The organism is Bacteroides sp. An51A (genome assembly GCF_002161565.1).
GTDB classification, from domain to species: domain Bacteria; phylum Bacteroidota; class Bacteroidia; order Bacteroidales; family Bacteroidaceae; genus Phocaeicola; species Phocaeicola intestinalis.
In genome coordinates, this window is record NZ_NFIC01000003.1 from 385,918 (window position 1) to 412,881 (window position 26,964).

Consider the following 26,964-nt stretch of genomic DNA (forward strand, 5'->3'; position numbering starts at 1 on the left):
TTTCTATGTTTTATTTTGAATGATCGAAGTCAAATCCTCTGAATATGCCTTTTTTCAAATCAGGACCGATGTAGAAACCAGGTTGTGTCGGTTGGTTATAAGCTACATTTTCGGTAGCGATGCTGATACGGTATATCGGGTCTTCTGTAAACGGATGGAAACGGTAAGACGTGGGTATTGTCGTGACATAGAGCCGTAAGGATTTGTTGTCGGTGGTACGGAGCAATACTTCTTCGCGCCAGTCTCCTATGATGTCTCCTTGCAGGCAGGGGGTAGACTTGGTACCGTTGTTCGAATCGCATCCATCGAAAGTTGCGATGATGTTACAGCGTTTGTTTTCCCAGTCGTACTTACTGATTCGATTCTTGTCCAGTAGTTCGCGTAGCAGATCACCGTCCCACCATACAGCCATGTTATAGGATAGTCCGGGAACACGTCCAGGAACCACTGTCTCTCCTTTGAAGTTCCGGATGCCGCCTGATGCCAGCGACCACATTTCCACACCATAGTTTGTGGGGTCGATGTCGGCTGCCATACAACGTCCTACATCTGATTTGTCTGGTATCTGGAACAGGATTTCGCCTGTAGCTGCATCGCGGAAAGTAGAACCGTCTTTGCGGTTTTCGTGACATGCCCATACTTGTAGTCTGGGATTTGACGGATCGAACTGTGTCAGGTGCAAGGCATCGCCGTGTCCCAAATGGGTAGAGTACAGTCCTTTTCCATCATGGTCGATGGTGCATGAGCCATAAATGATTTCATCGCATCCATCTCCGTCCACATCGGCTACCCGCAGGTTGTGGTTCCCTTGTCCGGAGTAATCATCCCAGCCGGGTTGGTAACTGTCGAACATCCAGCGTTGCTTCAGTTCCTTTCCATCCCAGTCGAAAGCAGTCAGTGTGACGCGTGTGTAATAGCCGCGGCACATCACTACGCTGGGGTGCTTTCCGTCCAGATAAGCGATACATGCCAGATAGCGGTCGCTCCGGTTGGCACGTGTATCGCCCCAGTCTTGCAGGTTGCCTCGGGCAGGAACGTAATCGATGGTTTTCAAAGCCTCGCCAGTCAGTCCGCTGAATACAGTGAGGTATTCGTTTCCGGTCAGGATACGTCCCTGATTGCGGGGAGGTGCACCTGCATTCCGTTTGCTTCGAGGGTCATTGGGCGAGAAATCGCCTCCTCGTGGGGCTTGTGGGTCACCCGGTTCGCGGTAGTCCGCATTGGCATTGCCTATCACATTCCCTTTTCCGTCTATCGTTCCGTCAGAAGTCTTCATTACCACTTCAGCACGTCCGTCACCATTCAGGTCGTACACCATGAATTGGGTATAGTGTGCACCGGCACGGATGTTCTTGCCCAAGTCTATGCGCCACAGCTTTTCGCCCGTCAGGCGGTAGCAATCGAAATAGACATTACCCGTGTATCCGTCATGTGCATTGTCATGTGCATTTGATGGATCCCATTTCAAGATAATTTCGTAGTTTCCGTCTCCGTCTACATCGCCGATGGAAGCATCGTTCGGACTATAAGTGTAAGTATCTCCGGTTGGAGTCACTCCGTCGGCAGGATGGTCGAGCGGGATGTTGATGTAGCCTGCAGGTGCATTTGCCGGCAGGGTATACGAGCTGCCTTCTGCTTCTTTTCCATTGACGAGAGGCTTTACGGTATAGACAGCTGCCTGCTTTCCTTGATACGAATCGGTATAGAATGTACCTGTTCCAGCTGGAACGGTGGCTATCTTTGTTCCGTTGCGATACAGATTGAAAGCTGTTTCGATGGGGTCGGAAGACAAGTATCTCCATGATAGAGCTACCTGATTGACATTTTGACGGATGGCCACTACACCACGTCCCAGTTTTTCGCGTTGCATGTGTTCGAAATCGTAACGAGGCTGTGCCGTTCCTGCCATGCAGGTACAACAGAGGGCTATCGGCAGCAGCCATTTGTTTTGTGTTTTCATGTCTTTGTTTGTGTTATTGGTTTTTAATTAAATGACGATTATTGATTTATTTTCTTTCCGTTTACCCGGATATTTTCGTAATGGATGTTTTCTGCATCACCGGTTACGAACAGCGGACGTTCGTCGGGTTGTTCGAAGTGGAAGCTGACTTGGTCGAAAAAAATGTCGCGTGCATGACGGATGTAAAATCCTTTTGCCGGAACAGTACCGAACATCCAAGGTTCAGGGTAGGCTTTTTCGGCTTCGGGTACAGGGTTGACTGCGTCTGCTTGAGTATATCCTCCTTTATAATAAAGGTGTATATCGCTTAGGCTTACGTCTTCGATAATGGCACCGGGTACTCCGCTAATAATGGAAGCATAGCGTGAGTCGATGTTGTAAGCATTGACATGGCTGATGCGGATGCGTTTCATACTCCCTACAGGCGTCCCTTCAGGACTCCGCATCCGTGCTCCCAGGCGTAAGAAAATGCCGGCATTGACAATGTTGCGCAAAGTGATGTTGCTGATAACAATGTCTTCCAAACTACCTCCGTCTACACTTTCTAAAGCCAGTCCCCGGTAATGTTCGAAGATACAATTGGTAATGGCTATGTTCTTGAATCCTCCGCTTGATTCGGTTCCTATCTTGATGCGGCCTGTACGGTAGCCATGGTCGGGAGCTTGAGGCTCGTCCAATTGCCACGAAGCATCCAGCATCGAACCGCGGTCGTAGCCACTGACATAGCAGTCGGAGATGGTGACGTTTTCGGTATCTCTGAAAGTGCCCAAGGCATACGAAGCCTTCAGTACGATGGCATCATCCCAAGGGGTATTGACACTACAAGCCAGGATGCGTACGTTCCGACAGCAGTCTATATCGAATCCATCGCGGTTTGTATCCACTTTCAGGTTGGTGATGGTCAGGTTGTCCACCCCGGTAGCCAGCAGGGCGAAATGTCCGCACTGGAACATATTCAGGTCTTTTAAGGTTACATTCTTGCAGTCTTTCAGGCTGATAGCCTTGTTGCCTACACCGTCCAGCCGGCTTTCTTCACGTGTCAGCCCTTTGCCGTAGATGGTACCGGGACCGCTGATGGTAATGTCTTCCAGTCCGATGCCCCAGATGAGCGAGTTTTGCCAATGGCTGTGTCCGAAGTCTTGATATGTATCATGGCTGTTTGGCTCGGCTGAGTCGTATTTTCCGGTCGGTGTCGGGAAAGCTCCTATGAGTGTGGCTCCTTGTTCCAAGTATAAATGGATATGGCTTGCCAGCCGGATGGAATAACAGGCATATTCGCCTGCCGGTACATAGACTGTTCCTCCTCCTCCGGAAGCAGCTTTTCGGATAGCACGGTTGATGGCTTCGGAATCGATATGAGTTCCGTCTCCAGTGGCTCCGAAATCTTTTACATTGTAAATGGCGGCAGACAGGTGGCTGCAGCCTAGCAGGGCAAACAGAATGTGAATCAGTATTTTCATGGTCGGTGTTTTAAAGATTGTACAAGTTCGGGTAGCATGTAATAGGCGTAGTCAGCCTGTCGGTTCGGTTTGTAGAGGCAGAAGTATACGGTTTCTCCCTGCGGAATATAGCTTGTACCGCAAAATACGGGCGCATCTGTCTTTTTCCCAGACGTGAAAAGTGTCATCGGCGTTTCTTGCTGGTTCCCGTCGCACAGGCGGACTTCGATATGTGGAGGTACGAGTGCTTGAGTCACCCGCAGATGCATTATTTTTCCATGATAGACGGTTATTTGGTGACCTTCTATATTAAATATATTGTCGCGGCAGGTTTCCGGAGCGATATCGGTGGAAGGGGTGGGCGAATCGAAACCTCCCAATGCCCATACCAGCCTGACGCTGTCGGGCAAAGAATGGTTCGTTACTTCCAGGATGAAGCCTTGCGTGTCTTTCAGAAGGATGTGCCGGATGATGAGGCTCTCTTTCATCAGTGTATCGTTTGTTTTTAGCCATCTGTCTTGTCCGTTTCCGGTTATGCCCAGTCTTAATGTCCCCGACCCGTCGGTCATCGGATAGCTGCCAGCATACTGTGCTTTGGCAGGCAGGACATGGCAAACTATGAAGCAGATGACTGCCCAAATGTATTTCTTCATAATTGGTCAATATTTGATGTTGTCTATGTGTTTGTAGTGCAAAAGTAGTGTTTTCCAGCATACAGCTACATGGAATATTATACAGAAACCTTGATATTTGTGCAAAAAGAAAGGGAGGGTATGGAAAGCGCGGAAAATCTTCTTAGTTTTGTATTGTTTTTTAGTTGATGAGGCGATAAGGTTTTCAGATACCTTAAAATATAATGAATGTCCGCAATTAGCCAATTCGACTGAGTTGAAAATGCAGTAGTACTGCGTTTGCCGATGCAGTATATATTCGTAGGCGGATGCAGTATATATTCAACCGCGAATGCAGTATATATTCAACTGCGGATGCAGTATATATTCATTTTTTAGGGGTATGTATTGGATGAATGCGGACATTCATTAAAATATTATTAAGGACCTGTTAGTTCCTATGTTTGTAATGTGCTAGCAAAATAGCATAAAGCCAAGAGAATTATTAAATTTGTAAATGAAAGAAATAACTTAATAAAACCTATGACTTTATGCGTAAACAAAGTAACACATTAAATTTTGAAGGACAAAATATTTACGTAGGAATTGATGTGCATCTGAAGAGTTGGACAGTAAGTATTCTGAGCGGGCATCTCCACCACAAGACATTCGTTCAGCCCCCGAGTCCGGAAGCCCTGTCCTCTTATCTTCACGCGCATTTTCCCAACGGGAATTATCTGTCAGCCTATGAAGCGGGTTTCAGTGGCTTTTGGGCGCATTATAAATTGGTTGAAATGGGAATACAGAATATAGTGGTTAATCCGGCGGATGTCTCCACCAGCCAGAAGGAACGTCTTCAGAAGACGGATGCAGTGGACAGCAGGAAAATAGCCAGGTCTCTGCGTAACAATGAACTGACAGCCATCCATGTCCCTTGCAGGGAGACATTGGAGGTCCGTACCCTTTTGCGCAGCCGTGACGCCCTTGTCCGTGACCTGGCAAGAATGAAACAGCGCGTCAAGGCATTCCTGTATTATTATGGGATTGACTATCCTAAAGAATTCCAGCACAGCGGCACCCACTGGTCACGCGCTTTCATGAACTGGCTGCGTAACGGCATCCGCATGGATACGGAGGAAGGGGGTGCCGGTCTTTCCCTTTTGCTGGATTCCGTAGAGTCACAGCGCAGGCTTCTTCTGGAAGCGACACGGAAGCTGAGGGCGCTTTCCCGTTCAGACGGATATGCCACCGACTACGAACTGCTACGTTCCGTCCCGGGCATAGGCATGATAACGGCTTTGTCTTTACTCGCCGAACTGGAAGATATACGGCGTTTCGCCAATTCGGACAGGCTTGCGGGGTATATCGGCCTTGTCCCCACTTCCCACTCCACGGGTGAGAAAGACAATAAGGGGGAGATGACCTTCCGGGGGCAAATGCAGTTAAGAAGCAAACTGATAGAATGCGCATGGTTCGCAGCCCGGATTGACCCGGCCTTGAACATGGCTTTTTCAAAGCTGACACGGCGGATGGAGCCTAACAAGGCCATTGTGCGGATAGCCCGAAAACTGTTGAACCGGATCTTTTATGTCTTGAAATATAAAAGGAGATATAAGAATGAGACAGTTGAATGACACGATGGACAACAACTATATGAATGACCGCTGACAGTTTCTTGCAGCCATCAGGTCTGCTTTCTTTAGAATGCGGCATTTTACTTTAATAGGACTGAAAAGGAACATGTGACCGGGAACTTCCCGGTTCACTGATAGAAGGTTGTCCATATAATAAGTTCCGGCAAGGAAAACGGCAGGTTTTCTTAGCCATGTAGCGATATCCGTAACACAAAGGGACAGGACCGATGTCCCATCCCTCAACAATGTTACGGCGTAACGCAGGGAGTCTATTGCTGGCAAGTTGCTCCTCAGCAGAGCTTGCGTCCTCTTCAACTCCTTGATTACAAAGCTAATGAAAACCTTTAATAAAATAAAAAAATTCTCTGGATATTTGGATTACAACATAGAAGAAACTGTTTTTGAATTTATCGTGCGATGATTTGGTTACCCAAAGCACACACGAAAACGAATACATCAAGCCAGGAAAAATTTTTGTAGAAATTCAAAACAATTTCTTAGTTCATCATCTTGTGGATTTGTCTACTCATGTTTAAATTATATTGCGATGAAAAAACAATGGATTGCTTTGCTGCTGGGGAGTGTTTTGTCGGTGAACGGCATTTGTGCCCAAAAGCAGTGGTTTGACGAAAAAGACCTGACTCTGACAGGGGCTTATTATTATCCCGAACACTGGGACGAAAGCCAGTGGGAACGAGACTTGAAACGAATGCACGAATTGGGATTCGAGTTTACGCACTTTGCCGAATTTGCCTGGGCGCAGCTGGAACCCGAAGAAGGTATCTACGATTTCAGCTGGTTGGACAAGGCAGTGGAACTGGCTGCCAAGTACGACCTGAAAGTCATTATGTGTACATCTACTGCCACTCCACCCGTATGGCTCAGCCGGAAATATCCGGAAATACTCGTCCGGAACGAAGATGGTACTATCCTCGACCATGGTGCCCGTCAACATGCCTCTTTCGCCTCGCCTTTGTACCGTAAGCTGGCTGCACGCATGATAGAAGCTCTGGCGCAGCATTATGGCGATGACCCGCGTATCATAGGCTGGCAACTGGATAACGAACCAAATGTGCAGTTTGACTACAACAAGCAGGCCGAACTGGGGTTCCGCGATTTCCTGCGCCAGAAATACCATGATGATATCACTGCGCTGAACCGCGCCTGGGGAACTGCTTTCTGGAGCGAGGTATATGCGTCATTCGATGAAATTACTCTCCCCAAGATGGCACAGATGTTTATGAATGCCCATCAGATACTGGACTACAAGCGCTACGCTGCACACGTGACTAACGACTTCCTCGACGAGCAGTGTCGCCTTATCAAACAGTATGCACATGACCAGTGGGTTACCACTAATTATATTCCCGATTACGACCGAGGAATTATCGGTGGAAGCAGGCAGCTTGATTTCGTAAGCTATACACGCTATATGGTATATGGCGATAATGAAGGAATCGGACGTCGGGGCTACCGGGTTGGAAACCCCTTGCGTATTGCTATGGCAAACGATTACGTACGTCCGATAAACGGCACTTATGGAGTAATGGAACTCCAGCCCGGACAAGTCAACTGGGGAAGTATTAACCCACAGCCGCTTCCCGGAGCTGTCCGTCTGTGGTTGTGGAGTGTTTTTGCCGGTGGCTCCGACTTTATCTGTACTTATCGTTACCGGCAACCTCTTTATGGCACCGAGCAGTATCATTATGGAATTGTAGGTACTGACGGTGTGACATTGACTCCCGGAGGTCACGAATATGCACAATTCATACAAGAGATAAAGACTCTGCGAAAAGAAGCCGCACCTCTCGACCATAAACCGGAAGCCTATCTGAAGCGCACTACTGCCGTGCTTTGGAATCCGGAAAATTATTGGAGTATGGACCGCCAGAAGCAAAACCGTACCTGGGATACTTTCCATCATCTGAATCATTATTACAGGGCATTGAAGGCGTATGGTGCACCGGTAGACTTCATTTCCGAAGAAAAAGACTTTACCCAATATCCTGTGATGATTGTTCCGGCATACGAACTTGCCGATACTGCGTTAGTCGGCCGTTGGATGAAATATGTAGAGCAGGGAGGTAATTTGGTGCTGACATGCCGTACAGGACAGAAAGACCGTTTCGGACGTTTTCCCGAAGCTCCTTTCGGTGCCATGTTGGATAAACTGACAGGAAACCGGATTGATTTTTATGACCTTTTGTTGCCCGACATACCTGGAAAGGTCTCAATGGATGGAACAGATTATCTATGGAATACATGGGGTGAAATTCTTGTCCCTGGCAAAGAAAATGAAGTATGGGCGACTTACAAAGATGAGTTTTATGATGGAAGGCCAGCCGTTACTTTTCGTCGTTTAGGTAAGGGAACAGTTACATATATCGGTGTTGACACGCGTGATGGCAAGCTGGAACGCCGTATATTAGACAAACTTTATGCCCGTTTACAAATCCCTGTACTCGACCTTCCTTATGGGATTACTCTTGAATACCGTAATGGATTCGGTATCGTTTTAAACTATAGCGACCGTCCTTACCATTTCAATCTTCCAGATGATAGCAAAGTGATGATAGGGACACCTGATATTCCTACAGCAGGTGTTTTAGTATTTAAGTCACAAATGAAAAGTAGTGAATGATAACTGATGGATATACAATCGGTTTATTAGGTATTGTTCATGAAAATCTATAATTAAGCTGTTTTGAATTTATCGCTCAAAGTAAATGCATCAAGCAAAAATACTTTTTGTAGAAATTCAGAAGCTGTTTTGAATTTATCGTGCGATGATTTGGGATGAGTTTTTGTGGCATTTCCGCTTCTGTGATGAGGAAGATAGCGGGCTATCTGACGAAGAACAGGAGCGGAAAGGACCAAAAAATCGCCCAAAGCACACACGAAAACGGATACATCAAGCCAAGAAAAACTTTTTGGAGAAATTCAAAACAGCTTCTCAAAACAGCTTAAAAACTTATCCCCAATCAGCACACGATAAATTCAAAACAGTTTCTCAGTTTCCGTCCGGTTTCTCTATTTCGGTGAATGGGCTGTCATCCCATTGGAAACTGTCTGGATTATCAGGATGAGCTGGGTCAAAAGGCTGATAGTCTTTCAGACAGGCAGCGAATGGAAGGTTCAGCCCACGGATTCCTTCTACTATACAGCGAGCTATTTCGTAGGCTCCGTAAGGGTTGAAGTGGGTATTATCGGCAAGTTCGCGAGTCTGTCCCGGGTAAGTGCCTGCAGGATAATGTACAAAGGCTTTCTTCGAGGTTTCTACTCCCAGTGCTTCATACAGTGTGCGGGTCATGTCGTGCAGTTCGATGACTGGTACCTGTTCGCGCTGTGCCACCCAGCGCATGGCATCGGGATAGTCTTCGTGGGTTTCAAGTATCTTGCCGTTTTCATCGAATGAGCGGCGTTGGGTCGGGGTAACGAAGACCGGAGTGCCTCCTTTGAGACGTACTTCATCGATGAAAGTCTTCAGCTGGGTGGCAAAGAAGTAATAGGCTCCCTTGCCGGGTCCTTTCAGTTTCTGGTCGTTATGTCCGAATTCGATGAACATGTAGTCGCCTGGTTTCATTTGCGTGAGAGCTTTCTTCAGGCGTCCTGCCTTGATGAAGGTATCGGCACGTTCGCCACTTTCGGCATAGTTGGCAAAACATACGCGGTCGTTGAAGAAAGCGGGAATCATCTGTCCCCAACTTGCCCACGGTTCGTTGTCTTGGTCTACTACGGTAGAATTTCCGGCAAGGAAAACTGTAGGGACATTGTCTGCCCGTTCTATTTTTATGTTTGCTACGCAAGGGGCGCTGCCATTAAATTCCAGCGTGAGTTTGTCATCCCAGTTCAACTTGTTTTTTTCGCGTAGTTTGATACGTACTTTTTCCTCTCCGTCAATAACCGTATTACGTTTGTTGATAACGAATGTAAAGGTCTTGAATTCTCCTTTGCGGGTAGGGATTCTGTTCAGGAACAAGCGGCGCGATTCACCTCTTACGGTGGTGAGTCCTGCTTTTTTCTTGCTTCCTAGGGTGACGGTGATGCGATAATTACCATCGGGTACGTCAACCGAGAAGAAGAATGGCTGGTCCGATTTTCTATCAGGGGCAGGAATGAGGTCATAGCCGAAGTGTCCTTCTCCTGGATATAGTGAATCGGGGGTAATGTAGTTGGTTGTGCTTCCTTTATCCGCTTTGTTGGGAGCAAAGGTAAAGTCGTAGGTTTGTGCCGATAGGCCTGCAGCCGGAATCCATCCGGCTATCAGCAGGCTGAATAGAATGTTTGGTTTCATCTTATTCATAGGTGTTTTCGAGTTAGAGTTTATCATAGTTTACAGGAATCAGTTTTACGCAGCTGTTCAGTCCCGCAGGCATGGGTTGCAAGTGGCTGTAGTCTCCTTTTTCGTAGTTCAGCTTTACCATGTTTATTTCCTTGAAGATGCGCCATTGTTCACCTTTGCGGTCCATGTCGGCAATGCGGTTGCTCGGTAGGTTGGTTACCTCTACTTCGAGGGTATTCTTGCCGGGTTTCAGCCATTTTCCTATTTTCAGGCGGAAGGGTACGGCCCATACAGTTCCTGCTTCGTGTCCGTTGATGCGTACACGTGCACTTTCCCTCACGTCGCCCAAGTCAAGAATCCAGTCGTCTGCTTTCAGCTGGGGCATGTCGATAGTTACTGTATAGCGTGCAGTTCCCATATTGATAGTGGCATTGGGATGGTCTATTTCTGTCCACGACATGGGGGTGTCGATGTCGAATTCGCCTTCGATGCTGGGATGGCTTTCAGTGAATGCCAGTTTCCATCCATGGTCCAGGCTAAGGCTGTATGCTTGTTCGGAGCCGTATTTCCATGCGGATTGTCCTTCCGGTTTTTCCCGGAATGTCTGTACGATGAGGCTTTCGCCCGATTTCAGTTGCAGGCGCACTTGTAGCTTACCATCTTTCGTACGTGTCTGTGCCATGCCTTTTTCACCGGTCATAGGGTCGAAGAGCATGGCTGCGGTATCGGCTACATTAAGCGTTGCCCATCCGTTTACGTCTTGTTTTTGCAGACAGGATACAAAGTAATGGTGTCCGTCGGGATTGGTCCGTCGGATGAACTGTAAGCCATAGCGTGTTTTTATTTCTTCTGCTGGTGTGCCGGTGGCATCGAGTACCTGATGGTAGTCAGAACCAATGATAATCCGTCCTTTGCCGAAGTCGAAGCATTGTGTCTTGTCGAAGGAATCAGCTTGGGGAAGGTCGGCACAGACAGCTGAAAAGGCTTTGCGGTTCTGTCTCAGTTGGCTGTAGCCCGGAACGTCTTCGGGGTATTGTTCGACAAATGCCACAGTGGCTCCTTCTCGTGCCAGACTTATCAGTTTTTTAAGGGTAGTGGCAGGCATCAGGCGTGCGGCTGGCACTACCAGTGCTTTGTATCGGGTTCCTCCGCTGGTTACCAGCTGCCCGTCTTCGTACCGGGTGGTACGTACGAATGCATCCGAGATATAGTCTACGTCATATCCGCCTTGGATGATGGTCTGGATGGTTTTGATGAATTTGGGGGCATATTGGTCCATCTTATGGATATCAAATGCTACCATACGTCCTGGCAGGTCGTTCCACATATCATAGATAGGAAGATATACCAGGAAATCATTGTCGGGTTGTCCCATTTGCAGGAAAGACTGGCAACGGGTGATGTAGTTAAAGAATGCCGGTGCATCGCGCCAGATGGAATTGGTGGGCGACATATTGACAGTGGCATAGAACAGCCATCCGGGCCATGCTGCTTCTTGAGGCGAGTATGGCGTGCCGTGAAAGAACATGTGGTTTACGCCAGATACGAACATCAGGTCCATGTCGGGTTTGCATTGTGACAGGGAAGTGCGGAAGTGGTCGGTAAGCCACGTGAAAGTTTCCGAAGAAGTATAAGGCTTTCCGGAGATATGTGCAGCCGACGAAGCATACTTCAGCATGGAAATGTCGGAAAAATTGGGGCGTGTCAGTGAGTCACGGCGTAATCCTTTGATGTGGAAGTCGGTCAGTCCGAAGCCTTCGCACTCAGGTATGTCTACCGATGCGTATGTATCAATCAGGTTGGCGGGTGAACCGTGTGCCTGGTTTCGGGTGGTGCTTCCGTGTCCATGTGCCCATTTGGTCCATTGGGTTGTAAAGTTGTCTATCAGCATTTCGCTTACGGTTTCCCTATAATCGGACAGGATACGTCTGCTGGTTTCCGGACGTGTTTCATCCAGAAATTCGGGAAAATGTTCTTCCAGCTGGTATCCTCTCCGTTTTGCAAATTCTTCCAGCAGTCCAGGTGTCCAGTCGGCACCATATACTTCGTAAGAATCATTGAAGAAGGAACGTGGCCAGTCGGTCTGGCTTTTCTTGAAAGCTTGGTCGAATTTGGCAAAGTAATTTTTTACAGCTTTCGGATTCAGGTGGTCCATTACATACCCCTCTCCTCCGGGTGCGGCACGTTTCACTTTTTGCAGGGTCTTTCCTTCGAACAAGGCTATCAGTTGCCATTCCCCTGCGGGTGCTTTCCATATCAGTTTTCCTTCGTTTACTTTCGAAGTCAGGTCGAGGCATTTGCCTTTCCCGTCGTATGCCATCAGCCGGCTTAGTTTGGCAATACCTTCCTGCCGTTTTTTCTCTTTCGGGTCAGTGATGCATATATCCAATGATACATCTTTTCCTCCGTTTATCAGATAAGATTCGAAGATGGCTTTGGTGGCAGCTTCTCCGATAGTGACTTCGGGTCCTCCGAAAGGCCAGCCTGTACCGGTATTCATGTCGATGCTGATACCGTTTTTTTGAGCTTCAGCTTCGGTATATTCAAGCATTTCCATCCATTTGGGCGAGAGAAAATCGATGTCATTCTGTTCGTTTCCTTGTACACCGTAGATGGGAGTGATTTCCAGGCTGCCCAGTCCTGCTGTGCCGTATTTTTTCAGATTATACGAAAGATTCTTTTGGTCGACGGCACTACCCAACCACCACCACCGGCTACCCGGCCGGGCTTCAGGTTTCACTTCCGGCCAGTCTTGGGCCTGTGCCGTACTGCCCAAAAACAGTAGTGTCCATAGCATGTTGTACTTTTTCATGTGTTTTCAGTGTTATCGAATGATTATATGGAAGCAAATGTAAGGCGTTTTTGCTGATATTTCCATATAGAAAAGTACATATTCATGGATTATTGTACAGATTGTTGTCTGGTAGTTGGTGGTATGGCATCTTTCTTTTTACTTTTCGCGTAAAACCAGATTATAGAGTCTGTTTCGAATTTGTCGTGCGCTGATTTGGAATGAGTATTTGAATTTAGTTTCACTTCCGTGATGAGGAAAGATGCAGGACAGGACAAAAAGAAACACCACAGAAAACACTTGTCTATCCGAAATAGGCAAGGCTTCCTGTGGTGAATCAGCTCAACACACTTTTAATCCAATCCTGAAAAACAAGTATATTCCTATTGAAAAATCCGGTTATATATCACACATGCAGGTGCATGCATTGTTTTTTACTGTTTATTGTAACTTATATATTTCACTTCCTGCCAACAGGAAACACCCTGTACCGAAATCATCAAAATCGGGTTTGCTGTCGTAGGTTACGGGTTGTCCGTCTTTCGGTTCTTTGCCAGTTCCCTGTACGTATCCTAAATATCCGTTGGGATGCACAGCGTCTTTCACCATGGCATTCCAGGCTTTCAGTACGATGGGCAGGTATTCGTTCCGGTCAAGCAATCCTGTACGGATACCCCATGCCATGCCATATACGAAGAGCGAAGTACCAGTCAGTTCTTTGCCTCCGAAATGAGTAGGGTCGTGCAAGCTGACGTTCCAGAATCCGTCTTCACGCTGGCAAGCCTTGAGTGCTTTGCTCATGGTGAGGAAATCGTTGATGTAATCCTGCCGGTGGGTCTCGTCAGCAGGAATCTCATTTAATATACGTACATAGGTAGCATATATCCATCCGTTTCCACGACTCCAGTAGCAGTCCTCGCCGTTTGGTTCCTTGTAGGGAGGGTCAAAGTCTGCATCTCTCCACCACAGACCGTCTTTAAGGTTGAACATGCCATTGTCACCCAACCGATTGCGGGTATATTCATACATCTGCCACATCTTGTCGAAATATTTTTGTTCGCCGGTCAGTTTGCCCATCTTGGCAAATCCGGGCATTCCCATCTGTATGGCGTCAATCCATGTCCATTCGTTGATTTGCGGCGTATTGAGCAGCATGTTCAGGTTGGCCTTGGCATGACGTAACACTTTTGGGTCGGGACAGAGGTTATACATATCTATATATACTTGCGTGCAAGCATAGTTGTCGGCATGACGTGTCCATGTTTCACCACGCACCATGTTCCAGTCATGAAATTCTCCCCACTGATAGGTGTAGTTGTAATATCTGTCATCGGGATAGATGGAATAGAGTGCCATCAGTCCTTCATAATATACGGCACGTGTCCAGATGTTGCTAGGCCGCATCTTGTTCACGTAGCTGGGCTGGCGACAGTCGGGATTGTTTTTCATGTAGAAATCGTTTACCTTGATCAGTGTTTTCAGCGTTTCTTTCTGGTCGGGTATTTCCTGTGCTTTCAGCATGCCAATACCTCCCAAGAAGAGCGCCAATGCTGCAATAAATAATTTTTTCATGGTTCTTTATATTGATTAAATAAATATTTCCTGAGCAAAAGTACGGATTATTCTGTACTGAAAAAATGGAAAATAATACAGATTCCTTTGTTTTTATCCATATTTGGGTAAATTTTGTCTGCGGGGGAAAGTAATTTGTACAATTACACTTGGTTTCTGTATGATTTTCTATTTCAAATATTGTTTGGTTCGTTTATCTTTGCGACATGACAATTGATTGGTATATCCAGAAACTGTTTTGAAAACGAATACATTAAGACGCGAAAACTTTTTGGAGAGATTCAAAACAGTTTCTCAATTTAAAAAAGTATAGGTAATATGAATAAAATGTGGACAAAGTGGTTGGCTTTTGCTTGGGTAGCGATGTGTGCTTTGCATCTCTCGGCAAAAGATGTGTTTCCCGATGGTACTCCGGTGCCCGACTGGTTCCGTCAGACGGAAATTGTGAATTTGCAGGATTTGGGTAAAAGTTATCGCATTACAGATTATGGAGTGGTAAACGATAGTACAGTCTTGCAGACAGAGAAGATACAGGCAGTTATCGACAAGGCGTCGCAGGATGGGGGCGGAGTGATTTATATCCCGAAAGGAACGTTTTTGAGCGGTTCACTTTTCTTTAAGCCCAATACACACCTGTATATAGAAAAAGGTGGAACTTTGAAGGGAAGTGATGATATCAGCCACTTTGCTGTTATTGATACACGTATGGAAGGGCAGAACCTGAAATATTTTGCAGCTTTGGTCAATGCCATCGGGGTGGATGGCTTTACCATTTCGGGTGAAGGACGTATTAACGGAAATGGTCTGCGTTATTGGAAATCTTTTTGGTTGCGCCGGCAAGTGAATCCGAAATGCACCAACTTGGAAGAGTTGCGCCCACGTCTGGTATATATCGCCGATTCAAGAGATGTGCAGCTCTCGGGTGTGCGTCTGGAGAACTCTCCTTTTTGGACTACCCATCTTTACCGTTGCGAGAATGTCAAGTTGCTGAACCTTTCAATTTTCGCCCCTTACGAACCGGTGAAGGCGCCCAGTTCGGATGCCATTGATATTGATGTCTGCACCAATGTGTTGGTGAAGAATTGCTATATGTCGGTCAACGATGATGCCATTGCCTTGAAAGGTGGAAAGGGGCCATGGGCTGACCAGGATAAGAAAAACAATGGTTCGAACCGTAACATTATCATAGAAGATTGCGTGTATGGGTTTTGCCATAGTGCATTGACTTGCGGAAGTGAATCCATCCATGACCATAACATCGTGCTTCGTCGTTGCCGGCTGGACAATGCAAAGCGCTTGCTTTGGTTGAAGATGCGTCCCGATACGCCCCAGAACTACGAATATATTACGGTAGAAAATATCACCGGTACGGTTTCCAGCTTTCTTTATGCAAAACCATGGACCCAATTCTTCGATCTGCAAGGGCGGAAGGATATACCTTATTCATATTCTAGCCACGTGACGATGCGGAATATTACGATGGAATGTGAGGTGGTGTTTGATGTGGCAAAAGCGAAAGACCAATATAAATTGTCCGATTTTATGTTCGAAAACTTAAACTTGACTGTAACAAAGAAGCCCGAAATACAGAAAGATTGTGTAGAAGGGTTTACTTTGAAGAATGTGACGATAAACGGTAAGAAAGTGGAATAAGGATTTCGTTTACATTTATTGAAGGTGCATTGGAACAAAAGATGTTTCTGTTTGTAGTCTTTTGTCCCGATGCACCTTTTTGCACCTTTTTGTATAAAGAAACGGCAAATTTCTTAGACTATGTTTGGACTATTGTAAAATTTTATATACATTTGCATCAGGCTCTTACATTTACAACGTTGTATGAAGGATGTTCCCTCAGACAAGTGGTAAGTGAAAACTGCCTACACCGTGTGGAGAGTAGCATTTTTAGAAAAGGTGTACTACGAAAACGGGTATGAGTGGAAAAAGGGAGTCGGAAGACATATTGAAGGCGTTTACTTGACGCTTTGTTTGAGACGTTCCGGAATCTAGCAAATTTACGAGTCAAGGTCTTGAACTTAGCAACGGTAGATGCTCCGGGTGTGATTTGTATCACAGCCCTTGGTGTATCCTGCCAGCCCGAACTGTATCTGTTCGGGCGTAAGGGGTCTTATATAAAATAAGGTGTGCCAAGGCTGGTGTATATATTCATATCGGCGTGGGCTCTGACGTTGTCTGTTCAACTTTGATGGGCAGTGCTAGAGCCTCGGAGCGTAGGACGGACAACAGACGGGCTTACGCTTTTTTTGTATAGGATTTATTCTCTATTTTAGTTATAAACTTAAACTTGTAATGCTTATGAAACACATTCGTTCTTGGATTCAGATGTACAAGTTACAAGGAATCATGTCTTGGTTGCTGTTGCTTTTGGCGGCATCGTGTTCCGATTCGGAGAAAGAATTGGAAGAACCTGTTCCTCCTGAACCTGTAGCGGCAAGTATAACGCTTTCCGAAGGTACAGATAAGCAGCCGCTTGTCGAATCGGCCGGAGGTACATTCTCTATTAATTTCACTGCTACTGCCGCATGGACAGCTTCCATCGGAAATTCGCGTGCGGATAGTTGGATAAGCGTTTCGCCGGCATCGGGTGAAGCGGGGGAAAAGAGTGTTACGATAACTGTCGCTTCCAATGAAAGTACGGATGAACGTTCGGCTTCAGTGTTTTTGACCTGTGGCGAAGAGCAGGAGACTATTGTGGTAACTCAAAAACAGAAAGACGCGCTTATCCTTTCGCAGCAGGTGTATGAACTTCCAGATGTAGAAAGTGTCATCGAACTGGAGGTGCAGGCTAATGTGTCGTATGAAACCAGTATATCTGTGGACTGGATAGAACCGGTAACATCACGTAGCTTGACGAAAGAAACATTGACATTCCGGGTAGCGGCGAACGAATCAACAGAGCAGCGTTCGGGTACTATTACGGTAAAAAGCGGTGAACTGGAAGAAACCGTAAACGTCTATCAGGCTGGCAAGGCAGAAGAACCGGTATTGCTTCTGTCCGATGAGGTGCTGAATGTGGGGGCAGAAGGTGGAACGGTCGACGTGCAAGTGCAGTCGAATGTCGCCTATACCTATCGCGCTGAAGCAGAATATGATTGGATTGCAGAACCGGCATCGCGGGCCGTGTCTACACATACCATCCATTTAGAAGTACAACCTAATGAAACGTATGATTCGCGTGAGGCACGTTTTATCTTTACCGATGAGACAGCAACACTTACCGATACCTTGGTGGTTCGTCAGGCAGCTGCTGGTGGTTTGATTGTTTCCGCCTCCCGTGTTGATTTGGCGGCAGAAGATACTGGTTTCTCGTTAGAATTACAGACGAATGTAGATTATACAGTTTCCATTGATGCCGATTGGCTGGAGCAGGTGACAAGCCGAGGATTGAAAACCGAGACTTTAACGTTCAGTTGCGGACAGAATTATAGTACTGCTTCTCGCGAGGCGGTTATCCGGTTGGATAGTGAGATAGGCGAACAGGAAGTCAAGGTGGTTCAGGCTGGTAGGATAGAGGACGTTGGAGACCATGACTTTATGAATGTTTCTCCTCCTTCCTTGTCTTTGGCTTCAGATGCAGCTTCCTTTACTATTTCCGTCAGTACGAATGTGGATTATCAAGTGGCAAGCAATGTGGATTGGATTACTGCCACGGTAAGTGGTACGACCAATGCTTCTTCTGTTACCTTTGATGTCAAGGCAAATGAAGGTGCAACGGCTCGTGAAGGCATTATCACATTTACGTCGTCAGATGGAAGCATGGTGCGGACAGTAACTGTGACGCAGGCTGGAAAAGAAATACCCCAATTGGATATTTCGCCTGCCATGTTTACGTTGACTTCCGAAGAGGCTTCTATCGAGGTGGCTGTAGAGGCAAATGTGAAATATACCGTATCGAGCAGTGCTGTTTGGCTGGTCAGTCCTGTAAGCGGCTTGACCGAATCCAACTCTTTGGCTTTTGATGTAGCCGCCAATGAAGAAACATCTGTCCGTGAGGCGACTTTGACGTTTACCTCAGAAGACGGTAGCATCACCCGTACCGTTACGGTGACGCAGGCAGGAAAAGAAGCCGTTTCTTTGAGTGTTTCTCCTACTTCATTTAATTTGTCTAATGAAGCCACCTCTGTCAACGTATCAATAGAGGCTAATACGAAATATACAGTGTCAAGCAGTGCTGTTTGGCTGGTCAGTCCTGTAAGCGGTTTGACCGAATCCAACTCTTTGACTTTTGATGTAGCCGCCAATGAAGAAACATCTGTCCGTGAGGCGACTTTGACGTTTACCTCAGAAGACGGCAGCATCACCCGTACCGTTACGGTGACGCAGGCAGGCGAAGAACTTTACTTGAACGTGACACCTCTACGTATAGATGCTTCGGCAGAAGGAGGAACGTATCCGTTGACTATCAGTACTAATGCCGGTGAACCGAATGTAAACCTGAATGGCAATGCTTGGATGAGCCTGCAAAACGGCAATATTGTCATTGCAGCCAATGCAGACCGTGCCGAAAGGAAAGGCAACATCACCGTTACGGCTGGAGAATTGAGCCGGACCATTGAAGTGGTTCAGGCTGGCAAGCAACCATCTACCGCTGGTGGACAGATAGAAGACTTTACCGAGAATGAAGAAAATTGGTAAGAATATAAAAAAGAATCGTTATGAAATATACATATATAACCCTTTGCTTAAGTTTGCTCTTGCTTTCTTTGGCAGGATGCAAACAAGATGAGATGCAATCGTTGCGCCAATCGGATACCCGGTTGACATCGGTAAAAGCCACTACTTCGGCGGCTGTGAAAAGCCGTACCCAATTGTCGGGCAATGCTGTGATATGGGAACAATCGGACGCAATCGGTATTTTCAGTAATACAACTGCCGAAGCCGTGCGTTATGATTTGACGGAAATACAAGGCGATGAGGCCCGTTTCGAAAGCGAAACGGGTGTGAGTGGGGAAGAGTTTTATGCTTTTTATCCTTATAGTGCGCAGAGTGCTGTAGACGGTACCAAGATTTCTTATCGCTTGACCGATGGGCAAGATTATCGTGCAGGAAGTTTCGATACAGGCGATTGCCCGATGGTAGCGAAAAGCACGAACAGTGATTTCCGTTTCTTGCAGACCTGCGGCATCATCCGTTTGCGTCTCACCGGAACCATGGCTGTTTCTGCTATCCGGCTTCAGGGAAATAACGGGGAAGCGTTAGCTGGGGACGGAACCATTGATGTAGCTTCCGATGCTCCTGTGTTTACCATCGATGGAAACGGGGATAAACAGACCACGATACAGTTGCGCACTTCTGCCAATGTGCAGTTGTCCGAATTGAGTGTAACGGAGTTTTATTTTGTCGTAGCTCCCCAAACCTTGACGCAAGGCATTACAGTGGATATAACCGGAACGATAAACGGTAAGGAGCAGACCATTCGTAAGCAGACTCAAAAGTCGATAACCGTAACTCGTTCCGTCATTTCCAGCTTTGCGGCAGTAGATACCGATGCGGAACTGGAACCGGAAGGACCGACAGACCGTGATATTCTCATTGCGCTGTATGATGCAACCAATGGGGACAACTGGACGAACAATACCAACTGGTGTACGAATGCTCCTTTGTCGGAATGGTATGGAGTGACATTGGATTACAGCCAAGAGAGAGTACAGTATATCCATTTGTCTTATAACAATCTGGTGGGTAGCATTCCGGAAGAAATAGGCAATCTGACCGAACTGTATACATTGGATTTGAGTGGCAATACGCTGACGGGAGAGATTCCATCGTCTATAGGCAATATGCACATTCTCGGTTATTTGTTCCTGAACAATAACCAATTGACGGGAAGTATTCCGCAGGAGATAGGCAACTTGAGCGATTTAAGGGCATGTTATATCTATGAGAATCAGTTGATGGGGAACATCCCTTCGGAGTTTGGCAATCTCATCAATTTGGAATATTGCTATTTGTTTGGCAACCAGCTGACGGGAGAAGTACCTGAAACGTTAAGCAGGCTGACCAAGTTGCAAACGATGGATTTCTCATACAATATGCTGGGAGGAGATGTGCCGGAAGCTGTTACCGCTACCGATTGGTGGCAAATAAACGGGTATAGATGTATCGAGCAAAACGAACCGGGAGGCTTTACTTTTGAAACTCTTAATCTTTATATACCAGATTTTACGGCAACAGATAATCGGGGCAATACCATCCGTACGATAGATATTGTATCCAGTCATAAAGTTACCTTGTATTATGTATGGGCTACGTGGTGTGGATACAGTAAAGCGTTTCATCCGGTGATGTCGGAGTTGTATCAACGTTATAAGAACCATTCGTTAGAGATTATTGGTATTTGTACTGACGGTATGGACAATCCGGCAGACGCGGACAATTACATTGAAAGCAATGATATGGAATGGCCCACGTTGATGGAAAATCCGGAAGGCGGCATTCCTTATTCAGGATTCCCTACGGTTATCGCTTTCGATGAAACGGGTAAGATGATTTTCCATAGCAGTTTTACCTCTCGTGATGAGTTGCCGGAATTCTTGAAAGGCATATTGGGCGAAGGTGATGCACCTTATGAATCCACCGACTTCTCGGCGGACAGAAAGGCGTACACTCTGCAAACGGCTTCCGAAGGAAACGGCATCAATGTCGTGCTGATGGGTGATGCTTTCTCAGACAGACAGATTGCCGACGGAACGTATGAAAAAGTAATGCAGCAAGCAGCAGATGCGTTTTTCAGCGAAGAGCCTTATGCTTCGTTCAGAGATATGTTTAATGTGTATTATGTAAATGCCGTATCCAAGAACGAAGGCTATGTTGATGGTGGTGAAACAATATTCTCTGGTACGTTTGGAGGAGGTACCCATGTTATGGGAAATGATGAGTTGTGCATGAAATACGCTCAAACCGCTTTTAATTTTACAAATGAACAGATGCAAGATGTATTGATTGTGGTGATGATGAATTCTACTGCGTATGCAGGCACATGTTATATGTATTATAATACTGGTTATACAAGTGATTATGGAAGAGGTACATCGGTTGCCTATTTCCCGATAGGTACAAGTTATGAAGATTTAGCCACTATACTGCATCATGAAGCTGGAGGACATGGTTTTGCTAAGTTGAATGATGAATATGCTTACGAGTATATGGGCATGATTCCGGCAAATGAAATACGTGACGAACAAAATATGCGGGAAAATTATGGCTGGGGTAAAAATACCGATTATATTTCCGACCCTGCCCGGGTATATTGGAGCAAATTCATAGCTGATTCACGGTATGCCAGTGAGAATATCGGTGTTTATGAAGGAGCTTGTACGTATTGGACTGGTGCATATCGTCCTACCGAAAACAGCATCATGAATGATAATACTGGAGGATTCAATGCTCCTTCGCGTGAAGCCATTTATTACCGTATCCATAAATTGGCGTATGGAGAAAGTTGGACATACGATTATGAGGAATTTGTAAATTGGGACTTGAACCAACGTGCGAGAAGCCGTGTTTCTGTGGTTCCACAAAAGAAATATCCACCAACGGCTCCACCGGTTATTATCAAAGCCCGTTGGGAAAACGGCAGATTTGTGTATGAATAAAAAGTAGATGCACTATAAATAAGAAGACGCACAACGATGTTTGGGTTGTGCGTCTTCTTGTTTGCGGTTATATTGATTGTGTAAAGATGTCCTTTATTTGCCTAATAATCCTCTAAGCTCCTTGTCGAAATCCGAATCAATGGGTTGTGTGCGGTTAAATATATCATACTCGCTTTCGGCTTTTGCTTTTGCCTGTGCAGCGGATATGCGTCCTTTGTCGGGCAATATTTTATAGTCATTGAATGTCAGGAATTTGTCTACACTTGCGGCAAACTGGTTCATTGTGAACGTATTTTGACGTTCAATCAAGTTTTCTATGTAATCGAAATAAGAAGTAACCGTGCGTTCTAATTGCCGGATTTGTTTCTCGTCCAGATAGTTCTTCGCTACGGATACATCCGATTTGAGTATTCGCCCATTGGGAGAATTTTTCCATGTCGTAAGTCCCATGTGTTCTTTCGTGTGGTCTGCTTTTGAGTAGATGATTTCAGCAGCCGTTTGTCCGGTAATAGCATAATGAAAGCGGTTTTGCATCGTGGCGTAAAACTCTTTTGTTGTGGGAGAATTGCGGTCATAGTCGGTACTGCATTCGGCATAGATGTCCGTAATTTGTTGCCAAATGCGGCGTTCGCTTGCCCGGATAGAACGTACCCTTTCAAGCAATTCGCGGAAGTAGTCTTTCCCAAACACAGCCGTTCCTTGTTTCAATCTGTCATCATCCAATACGAAACCTTTGCGGATATACTCGTTGAGTATCTTTGTAGCCCATTGGCGGAAACGGGTCGCTTTAGCGGAATTTACACGATAACCCACGGAGATAATCATATCAAGATTGTAGAAGTCAACCAACTCTTTAACTTCCCCTCTTATGCCTCTGTTTACGACAGTTGCAATTTTTGCAACTGTCGTATCGGGAGATAATTCGCCGTCTTTGTATATGTTGGATATGTGACGGCTGATACCTGATTTGTTAATATCGAAAAGTTGCGCCATAGCCTTTTGGGTGCACCAAATCGTTTCGTCCTTGATGATGACCTGCACTTTGCCTTCTTCATCGGGCATATTGTAAAGTAGGAACTGTATCTCGTTTGCCATGAGTAGGATTAATTTATGATTTTGTATGATGATTACTCGTAACAAAATTACGAATATTTTCTGTACTTTGGATGTATTCAGTTAGAAAAGTGGAAAATATGAGCTATGCAATCATGTATAGAAAAATAAATCCTCCCGAAAGGCATTTGTGCTGTAGATGCTTTCGGGAGGATTGCTTTTAAAATGCTACTTTATTTATAGATAAATTCGGGGTATTGATAACCTGAATAATAATTAGGCTCAGGATATTTTTGAGAATCTAGTTCCCCCCATGATAGAAAATTACGTTTGTAGTTTTCCTCTTGAGTAGAGATATATACTTTTTTTACAAAACTTCCCATAAATTGGAGATGTTCTATAGAATTACTTATACCTGAGATATCCACGATTTCCATTTGATGTTCATAATCGCAGAATAATTTTTGAAGACTCTTTAATTTTGAAACATCTAAAATCTTTAATGGATTATCGGAACAAGATAGGTATGTTAGGTTGTCTAAATTTGGAAATTCTAAATCTGTAAATAGATTATTATCACAATGAATCTCTGTAATTTCTTGGTTATTTGAGAAATCCAATTCTTTGAGTTGATTATAGTCACAGTTTAGATATTGTAATCGAGGTAGTATTGAAATATCTAAATTAGACAGTTGGTTATTACTGCATACTAAACTAGTAAGATTCCTTACATTAGAAAAATCTATGTTGCTGAGTTGGTTGTCACTGCAACTAAGATTTTCCAATTTATCAGAATTAATATTCAAGATTTTCAATTTGTTATAGCCACACCAAAGTAAGTTGACATTTGGGGATGTAGACAAATCTAACTTCGTAAGTTGGTTATATTTACATTCTATTCGCTCCAATTTTTCAGTTCCAGTAAGATCTAAATTTTCCAGTTGTTCATTATTGTTACATGTCAATTTCGTTAAGTTTTTAGATTTGGCTATCGTTAAATCTTTTAATAGGAGATTATCATAACATTTGACTTCTTCTAGACTTTCCAACTCTGAAAAATCTAATTGCGTAGCTTGAATGCGACTACACAATATATAATTGAGTTTATGTAATCCTTTAACATTTAAAGAGGCTATTTGGTCAGTAACTATTAATGTTTCCAAATTTGTGAGTTCTGTTATGTCTAAATCGGTTAATTGATAAGAACCTATGGACAGACTTCTTAATGTTGTTAATCCTGACAAATCAAAATTTTCAACATTATTCAAGGTTAACTGGTCTAAATTTGTTAGCCCACTCATATTTATAGAAAAAGGAGTTACAGAGGGACCTTGCATTCCTGCCTCTAAATATCTCAATAAAGGCAAGTTTGAAAGTGTTATATTTGTCAATTTATTTTCTCCTAAAACCAAATAATCAAGATTTGTCAAGTCTGCCAAATAAGCTTCCCCCGTCAAGTTATTATTTAGCAAAGAAATATTCTGGACTTTTCCTTCATGATCTAAACGTATTCCATACCAAGTATCCAGTGGTTTATCTGAACACCAATTCTCATTATTTGTCCAATTATCTCCTCCTGTAGAATTATAAAATTCTATTAGGATGTCTCGTTCTGATTTTTGAGGTGCAATATTAATGTTTATCGCTTGTTGTTTCAGTGATATGTCATATTTCTTGATAACGGAATTTAAGAACGGAGAGATAACAATAGGATAAACAGCATACGACACTTCTTGTTTTAATTCCTTGAAGGCCGCTTTCACAGGCTTTACTTCTTCAATCGGTGTTTCACCTCCCATCAATTCTCCTTCTACATCACCACTATACGGTATTGGGTCGGAAACTTCCAATACTTCACCTGTTTCTTCATCTTCGATGGCGTATGCAATTTCTACATCTTCCATCAATGTAGGTCCTTGCACTTCTGTTTCAATATCAGCGGTATAGGTGGGTTCCGGTGCTACTTCGGTAGTTTCTTCAGGGGTAACTTTTGCTTCCGGCTTTTTGATATTGGGAAACAAAGGAACTTCTCTTTTGAATAGTGTGGCTTCGAAAAGAGTTATTCCTCCTTCCAGTTTTTTATCACCGGGGGCAATCAGTGAAGCATCTACTGCAAGTGTACCATTGATAGTAAGTGATGATGTGAATTTTGCGTTAGATAGAACTTGCTCTAATACATCTGCATTTTCATTGCTGTTTATTTCTACTTGTCCTCCTATATTCATTCCGGCTTCAGCACCTATGCTTAGCTTCATATCATCCCGATTGTATAATCTTCCATCAAAACCAACAGCAAAACCGCCAAAAATATTTCCTTCCAATGCAAATCTACCGTCTATGGCACCATCCAGCTTCCAAGGTGATTTATTATCACCGCCCTGGCCTCTTTCACTTGATCCTGTTACCCATTGACCATTGACATAATCGGCACCGCTATAAGTCTTATATTTTGTACTATACCCTAATTCAGCGACCATTTCACCATTTAATCTGGCTACCATAGTGGTAGTTAAGACAGGAGTGATTTGAATAATTCCATTCGCTAAAGGGATATTTCTTAATCTAACTTCAGTTAGGGGAATTTCCAATTCTCCGTCTTCCTCATTATGTGGGAATGTACCATTTACGACAACATGAGCACCTGCCTCAAAAGCATTTTGTAGAACGACACCAGCCCGTTGTATATTGTCTTTTTTGTCCAGCGAAACATTAAAACTGAAAATAACTCCATAATTAGCGTTCATTGAAATGGAATAAGACTCATCATTAGCTGTATATCCATGTTCTTTGCCAAAATTAAGTTCAATATCAAATGCATGTGTTTTACCATCGTCAGCTCGCGATTGTACAGCCATTTCCGGTTCCAATATTACGGTCTCATTAACATACAATTCATCAAACGCTTCGCTTAACGAAGCAACTTCCGTCTCTACCATATAACTTCCATCACCGTTTTCTTTTATACTTGATACCTTTCCCAAGAAACCGTCAGGGAAGTCATCAGAAACTTTTGCAAATATAATCTCACCTATCTCAGGCACATCTTCTTCCGCAATGCCGCTTTCATAAATCAAAGTAGTATTATCATCGGGCGATACGCTGATATGTTCTGCCATATCCTCGGTAATTTCGGTGGTATTCTCGCTCAACACATATTGCGCACCCGTCTGCGCATCCAGTATCGGCATGTCAATCATCACGGCACGGCTGACGGTTATGTCCGAAATGGTCTTGGTGAAATAAGGCTCTGTGCTGTCTTTGGCATAGAGAGATACGCTCAATTGCGGATATTCGCCTACGGGCAAGGGAACGAAGAAAGTACGGAAACCGGTACCTGTGGTCAGGCTTCCTAACGTATAAACAATCTCCTTACTTCCGTTGGCGGTAATGGACAAGGTAGCTTCTTCCGCTTGAATATCCGTTACCGTGGCTTGTCCGGCAAGATAAGGCGCATCGGTTTCAGCCGATGAGGCTATCACAAAACGGTCTGCTTCTTCGGGCACATTGTTAATGGTGATACGGAGCAAGCCGGTCAGGTGTTTGAAGGTGAATGTACCGTCTGTATTCTTTACACCCAACATCGGGGCATTGCTGTTGCCTGTATAGGTATATTCCGACGGGAGGTTCAGCGTAAGGGCATTGCCTGATAAGGTGGCATCTTCCTGATACGGATAATACGCCTGCTCCATGCTTTCCTCTTCGGGGAAATTTCCACGGAAAGTTGCCGTACCTCCATTATCGGTAGCAGACTGGTAAGCGAATTTCACATTCCGGCTGCTTGTGCCAAACACACCGATGGCATCGGTTTCGGTCCAAGTGACTTGTCCTTCTTCGCTTACCGCGGTGCGCGATAAGTCATTATGTTCTATGGTTGCGGTCAACGAGCGGTTTCCATCTATGGCTTTCAGCCCGAAACCGTCTTCTTCGCTACACCCCGTAAGCATTGCCAATGCAGAGAGGGCTATATAATAAAAGGTATGTTTTTTCATGATGCTTGTTGTTTTAGGTG

The 26,964-nt window shown here is 45.0% G+C and carries 14 protein-coding genes; 6 read left to right on the forward strand and 8 right to left on the reverse strand.

The features are described 5' to 3' along the window. Window positions 1-10 precede the first annotated feature (10 nt). The 3 genes from B5G04_RS07875 to B5G04_RS07885 form a co-directional block, all read right to left on the reverse strand. Window positions 11-1,909 carry a rhamnogalacturonan lyase gene (locus B5G04_RS07875; protein ID WP_087396729.1) on the reverse strand — a complete coding sequence of 633 codons (1,899 nt, stop codon included), beginning with the start codon at window positions 1,907-1,909 and terminating at the stop codon, window positions 11-13. Window positions 1,910-1,998: 89 nt separating this feature from the next. Continuing rightward, window positions 1,999-3,420: a glycoside hydrolase family 28 protein gene (locus tag B5G04_RS07880; protein WP_087396603.1), complete on the reverse strand. Its 1,422-nt coding sequence runs from the start codon at window positions 3,418-3,420 to the stop codon at window positions 1,999-2,001. Then, a complete protein-coding gene (locus tag B5G04_RS07885) occupies window positions 3,417-4,052 on the reverse strand; it encodes a DUF4450 domain-containing protein (protein WP_087396605.1) in 636 nt (211 codons plus the stop codon). The genes B5G04_RS07880 and B5G04_RS07885 overlap by 4 nt, the downstream gene beginning before the upstream one ends. Before the next feature lie 509 nt (window positions 4,053-4,561). On the opposite strand from B5G04_RS07885, the gene B5G04_RS07890 reads away from it, so the two are divergent. The 3 genes from B5G04_RS07890 (at window position 4,562) to B5G04_RS19755 (ending at window position 8,730) form a co-directional block, all read left to right on the forward strand. Next, window positions 4,562-5,644: an IS110 family transposase gene (locus B5G04_RS07890; RefSeq protein WP_087396607.1), complete on the forward strand. Its 1,083-nt coding sequence runs from the start codon at window positions 4,562-4,564 to the stop codon at window positions 5,642-5,644. Between the two features lie 547 nt (window positions 5,645-6,191). Then, window positions 6,192-8,285, forward strand: a complete 2,094-nt coding sequence (locus B5G04_RS07895; protein ID WP_022039935.1) for a beta-galactosidase — start codon at window positions 6,192-6,194, stop codon at window positions 8,283-8,285. A gap of 145 nt (window positions 8,286-8,430) precedes the next feature. Then, window positions 8,431-8,730, forward strand: coding sequence for a hypothetical protein (locus B5G04_RS19755; RefSeq protein WP_158100072.1), 300 nt, complete (start codon window positions 8,431-8,433; stop codon window positions 8,728-8,730). Here B5G04_RS19755 and B5G04_RS07900 read toward each other — a convergent pair. From B5G04_RS07900 to B5G04_RS07910, 3 genes are all read right to left on the reverse strand, one after another. Beyond that, the gene (locus B5G04_RS07900; RefSeq protein WP_087396731.1) at window positions 8,655-9,938 is read right to left on the reverse strand and encodes a rhamnogalacturonan acetylesterase; all 1,284 of its coding nucleotides are present in this window, start codon (window positions 9,936-9,938) and stop codon (window positions 8,655-8,657) included. The two genes, B5G04_RS19755 and B5G04_RS07900, sit on opposite strands and share 76 nt — an antisense overlap. 22 nt (window positions 9,939-9,960) lie before the next feature. Then, entirely contained in the window at window positions 9,961-12,738 is a 2,778-nt protein-coding gene (locus B5G04_RS07905) for a glycosyl hydrolase (protein ID WP_087396610.1), read from the reverse strand. Window positions 12,739-13,158: 420 nt separating this feature from the next. Continuing rightward, window positions 13,159-14,289 (reverse strand): glycoside hydrolase family 88 protein, encoded by a 1,131-nt coding sequence (locus B5G04_RS07910; protein ID WP_087396612.1) that lies wholly within the window; start codon window positions 14,287-14,289, stop codon window positions 13,159-13,161. A 327-nt stretch (window positions 14,290-14,616) separates the two neighbouring features. Here B5G04_RS07910 and B5G04_RS07915 point away from each other — a divergent pair, with 327 nt between their 5' ends. The 3 genes from B5G04_RS07915 to B5G04_RS07925 all read left to right on the forward strand — a co-directional run bounded on the left by B5G04_RS07915 (window position 14,617) and on the right by B5G04_RS07925 (window position 21,902). Further along, window positions 14,617-15,942: a glycosyl hydrolase family 28 protein gene (locus tag B5G04_RS07915; protein ID WP_204247005.1), complete on the forward strand. Its 1,326-nt coding sequence runs from the start codon at window positions 14,617-14,619 to the stop codon at window positions 15,940-15,942. A gap of 660 nt (window positions 15,943-16,602) precedes the next feature. Next, window positions 16,603-18,942 carry a BACON domain-containing carbohydrate-binding protein gene (locus B5G04_RS07920; RefSeq protein WP_158100073.1) on the forward strand — a complete coding sequence of 780 codons (2,340 nt, stop codon included), beginning with the start codon at window positions 16,603-16,605 and terminating at the stop codon, window positions 18,940-18,942. A gap of 20 nt (window positions 18,943-18,962) precedes the next feature. Further along, on the forward strand, window positions 18,963-21,902 hold the full coding sequence (locus B5G04_RS07925; protein ID WP_087396617.1) for a M64 family metallopeptidase: 2,940 nt from the start codon (window positions 18,963-18,965) through the stop codon (window positions 21,900-21,902). A 93-nt stretch (window positions 21,903-21,995) separates the two neighbouring features. Here the strand turns inward: B5G04_RS07925 and B5G04_RS07930 are convergent, their stop codons facing one another. Both B5G04_RS07930 and B5G04_RS07935 read right to left on the reverse strand, forming a co-directional pair. After that, window positions 21,996-22,997 carry a virulence RhuM family protein gene (locus tag B5G04_RS07930; protein ID WP_087396618.1) on the reverse strand — a complete coding sequence of 334 codons (1,002 nt, stop codon included), beginning with the start codon at window positions 22,995-22,997 and terminating at the stop codon, window positions 21,996-21,998. 191 nt (window positions 22,998-23,188) lie between these two features. After that, entirely contained in the window at window positions 23,189-26,944 is a 3,756-nt protein-coding gene (locus B5G04_RS07935; RefSeq protein WP_087396620.1) for a hypothetical protein, read from the reverse strand. Between the last annotated feature and the right edge of the window lie 20 nt (window positions 26,945-26,964).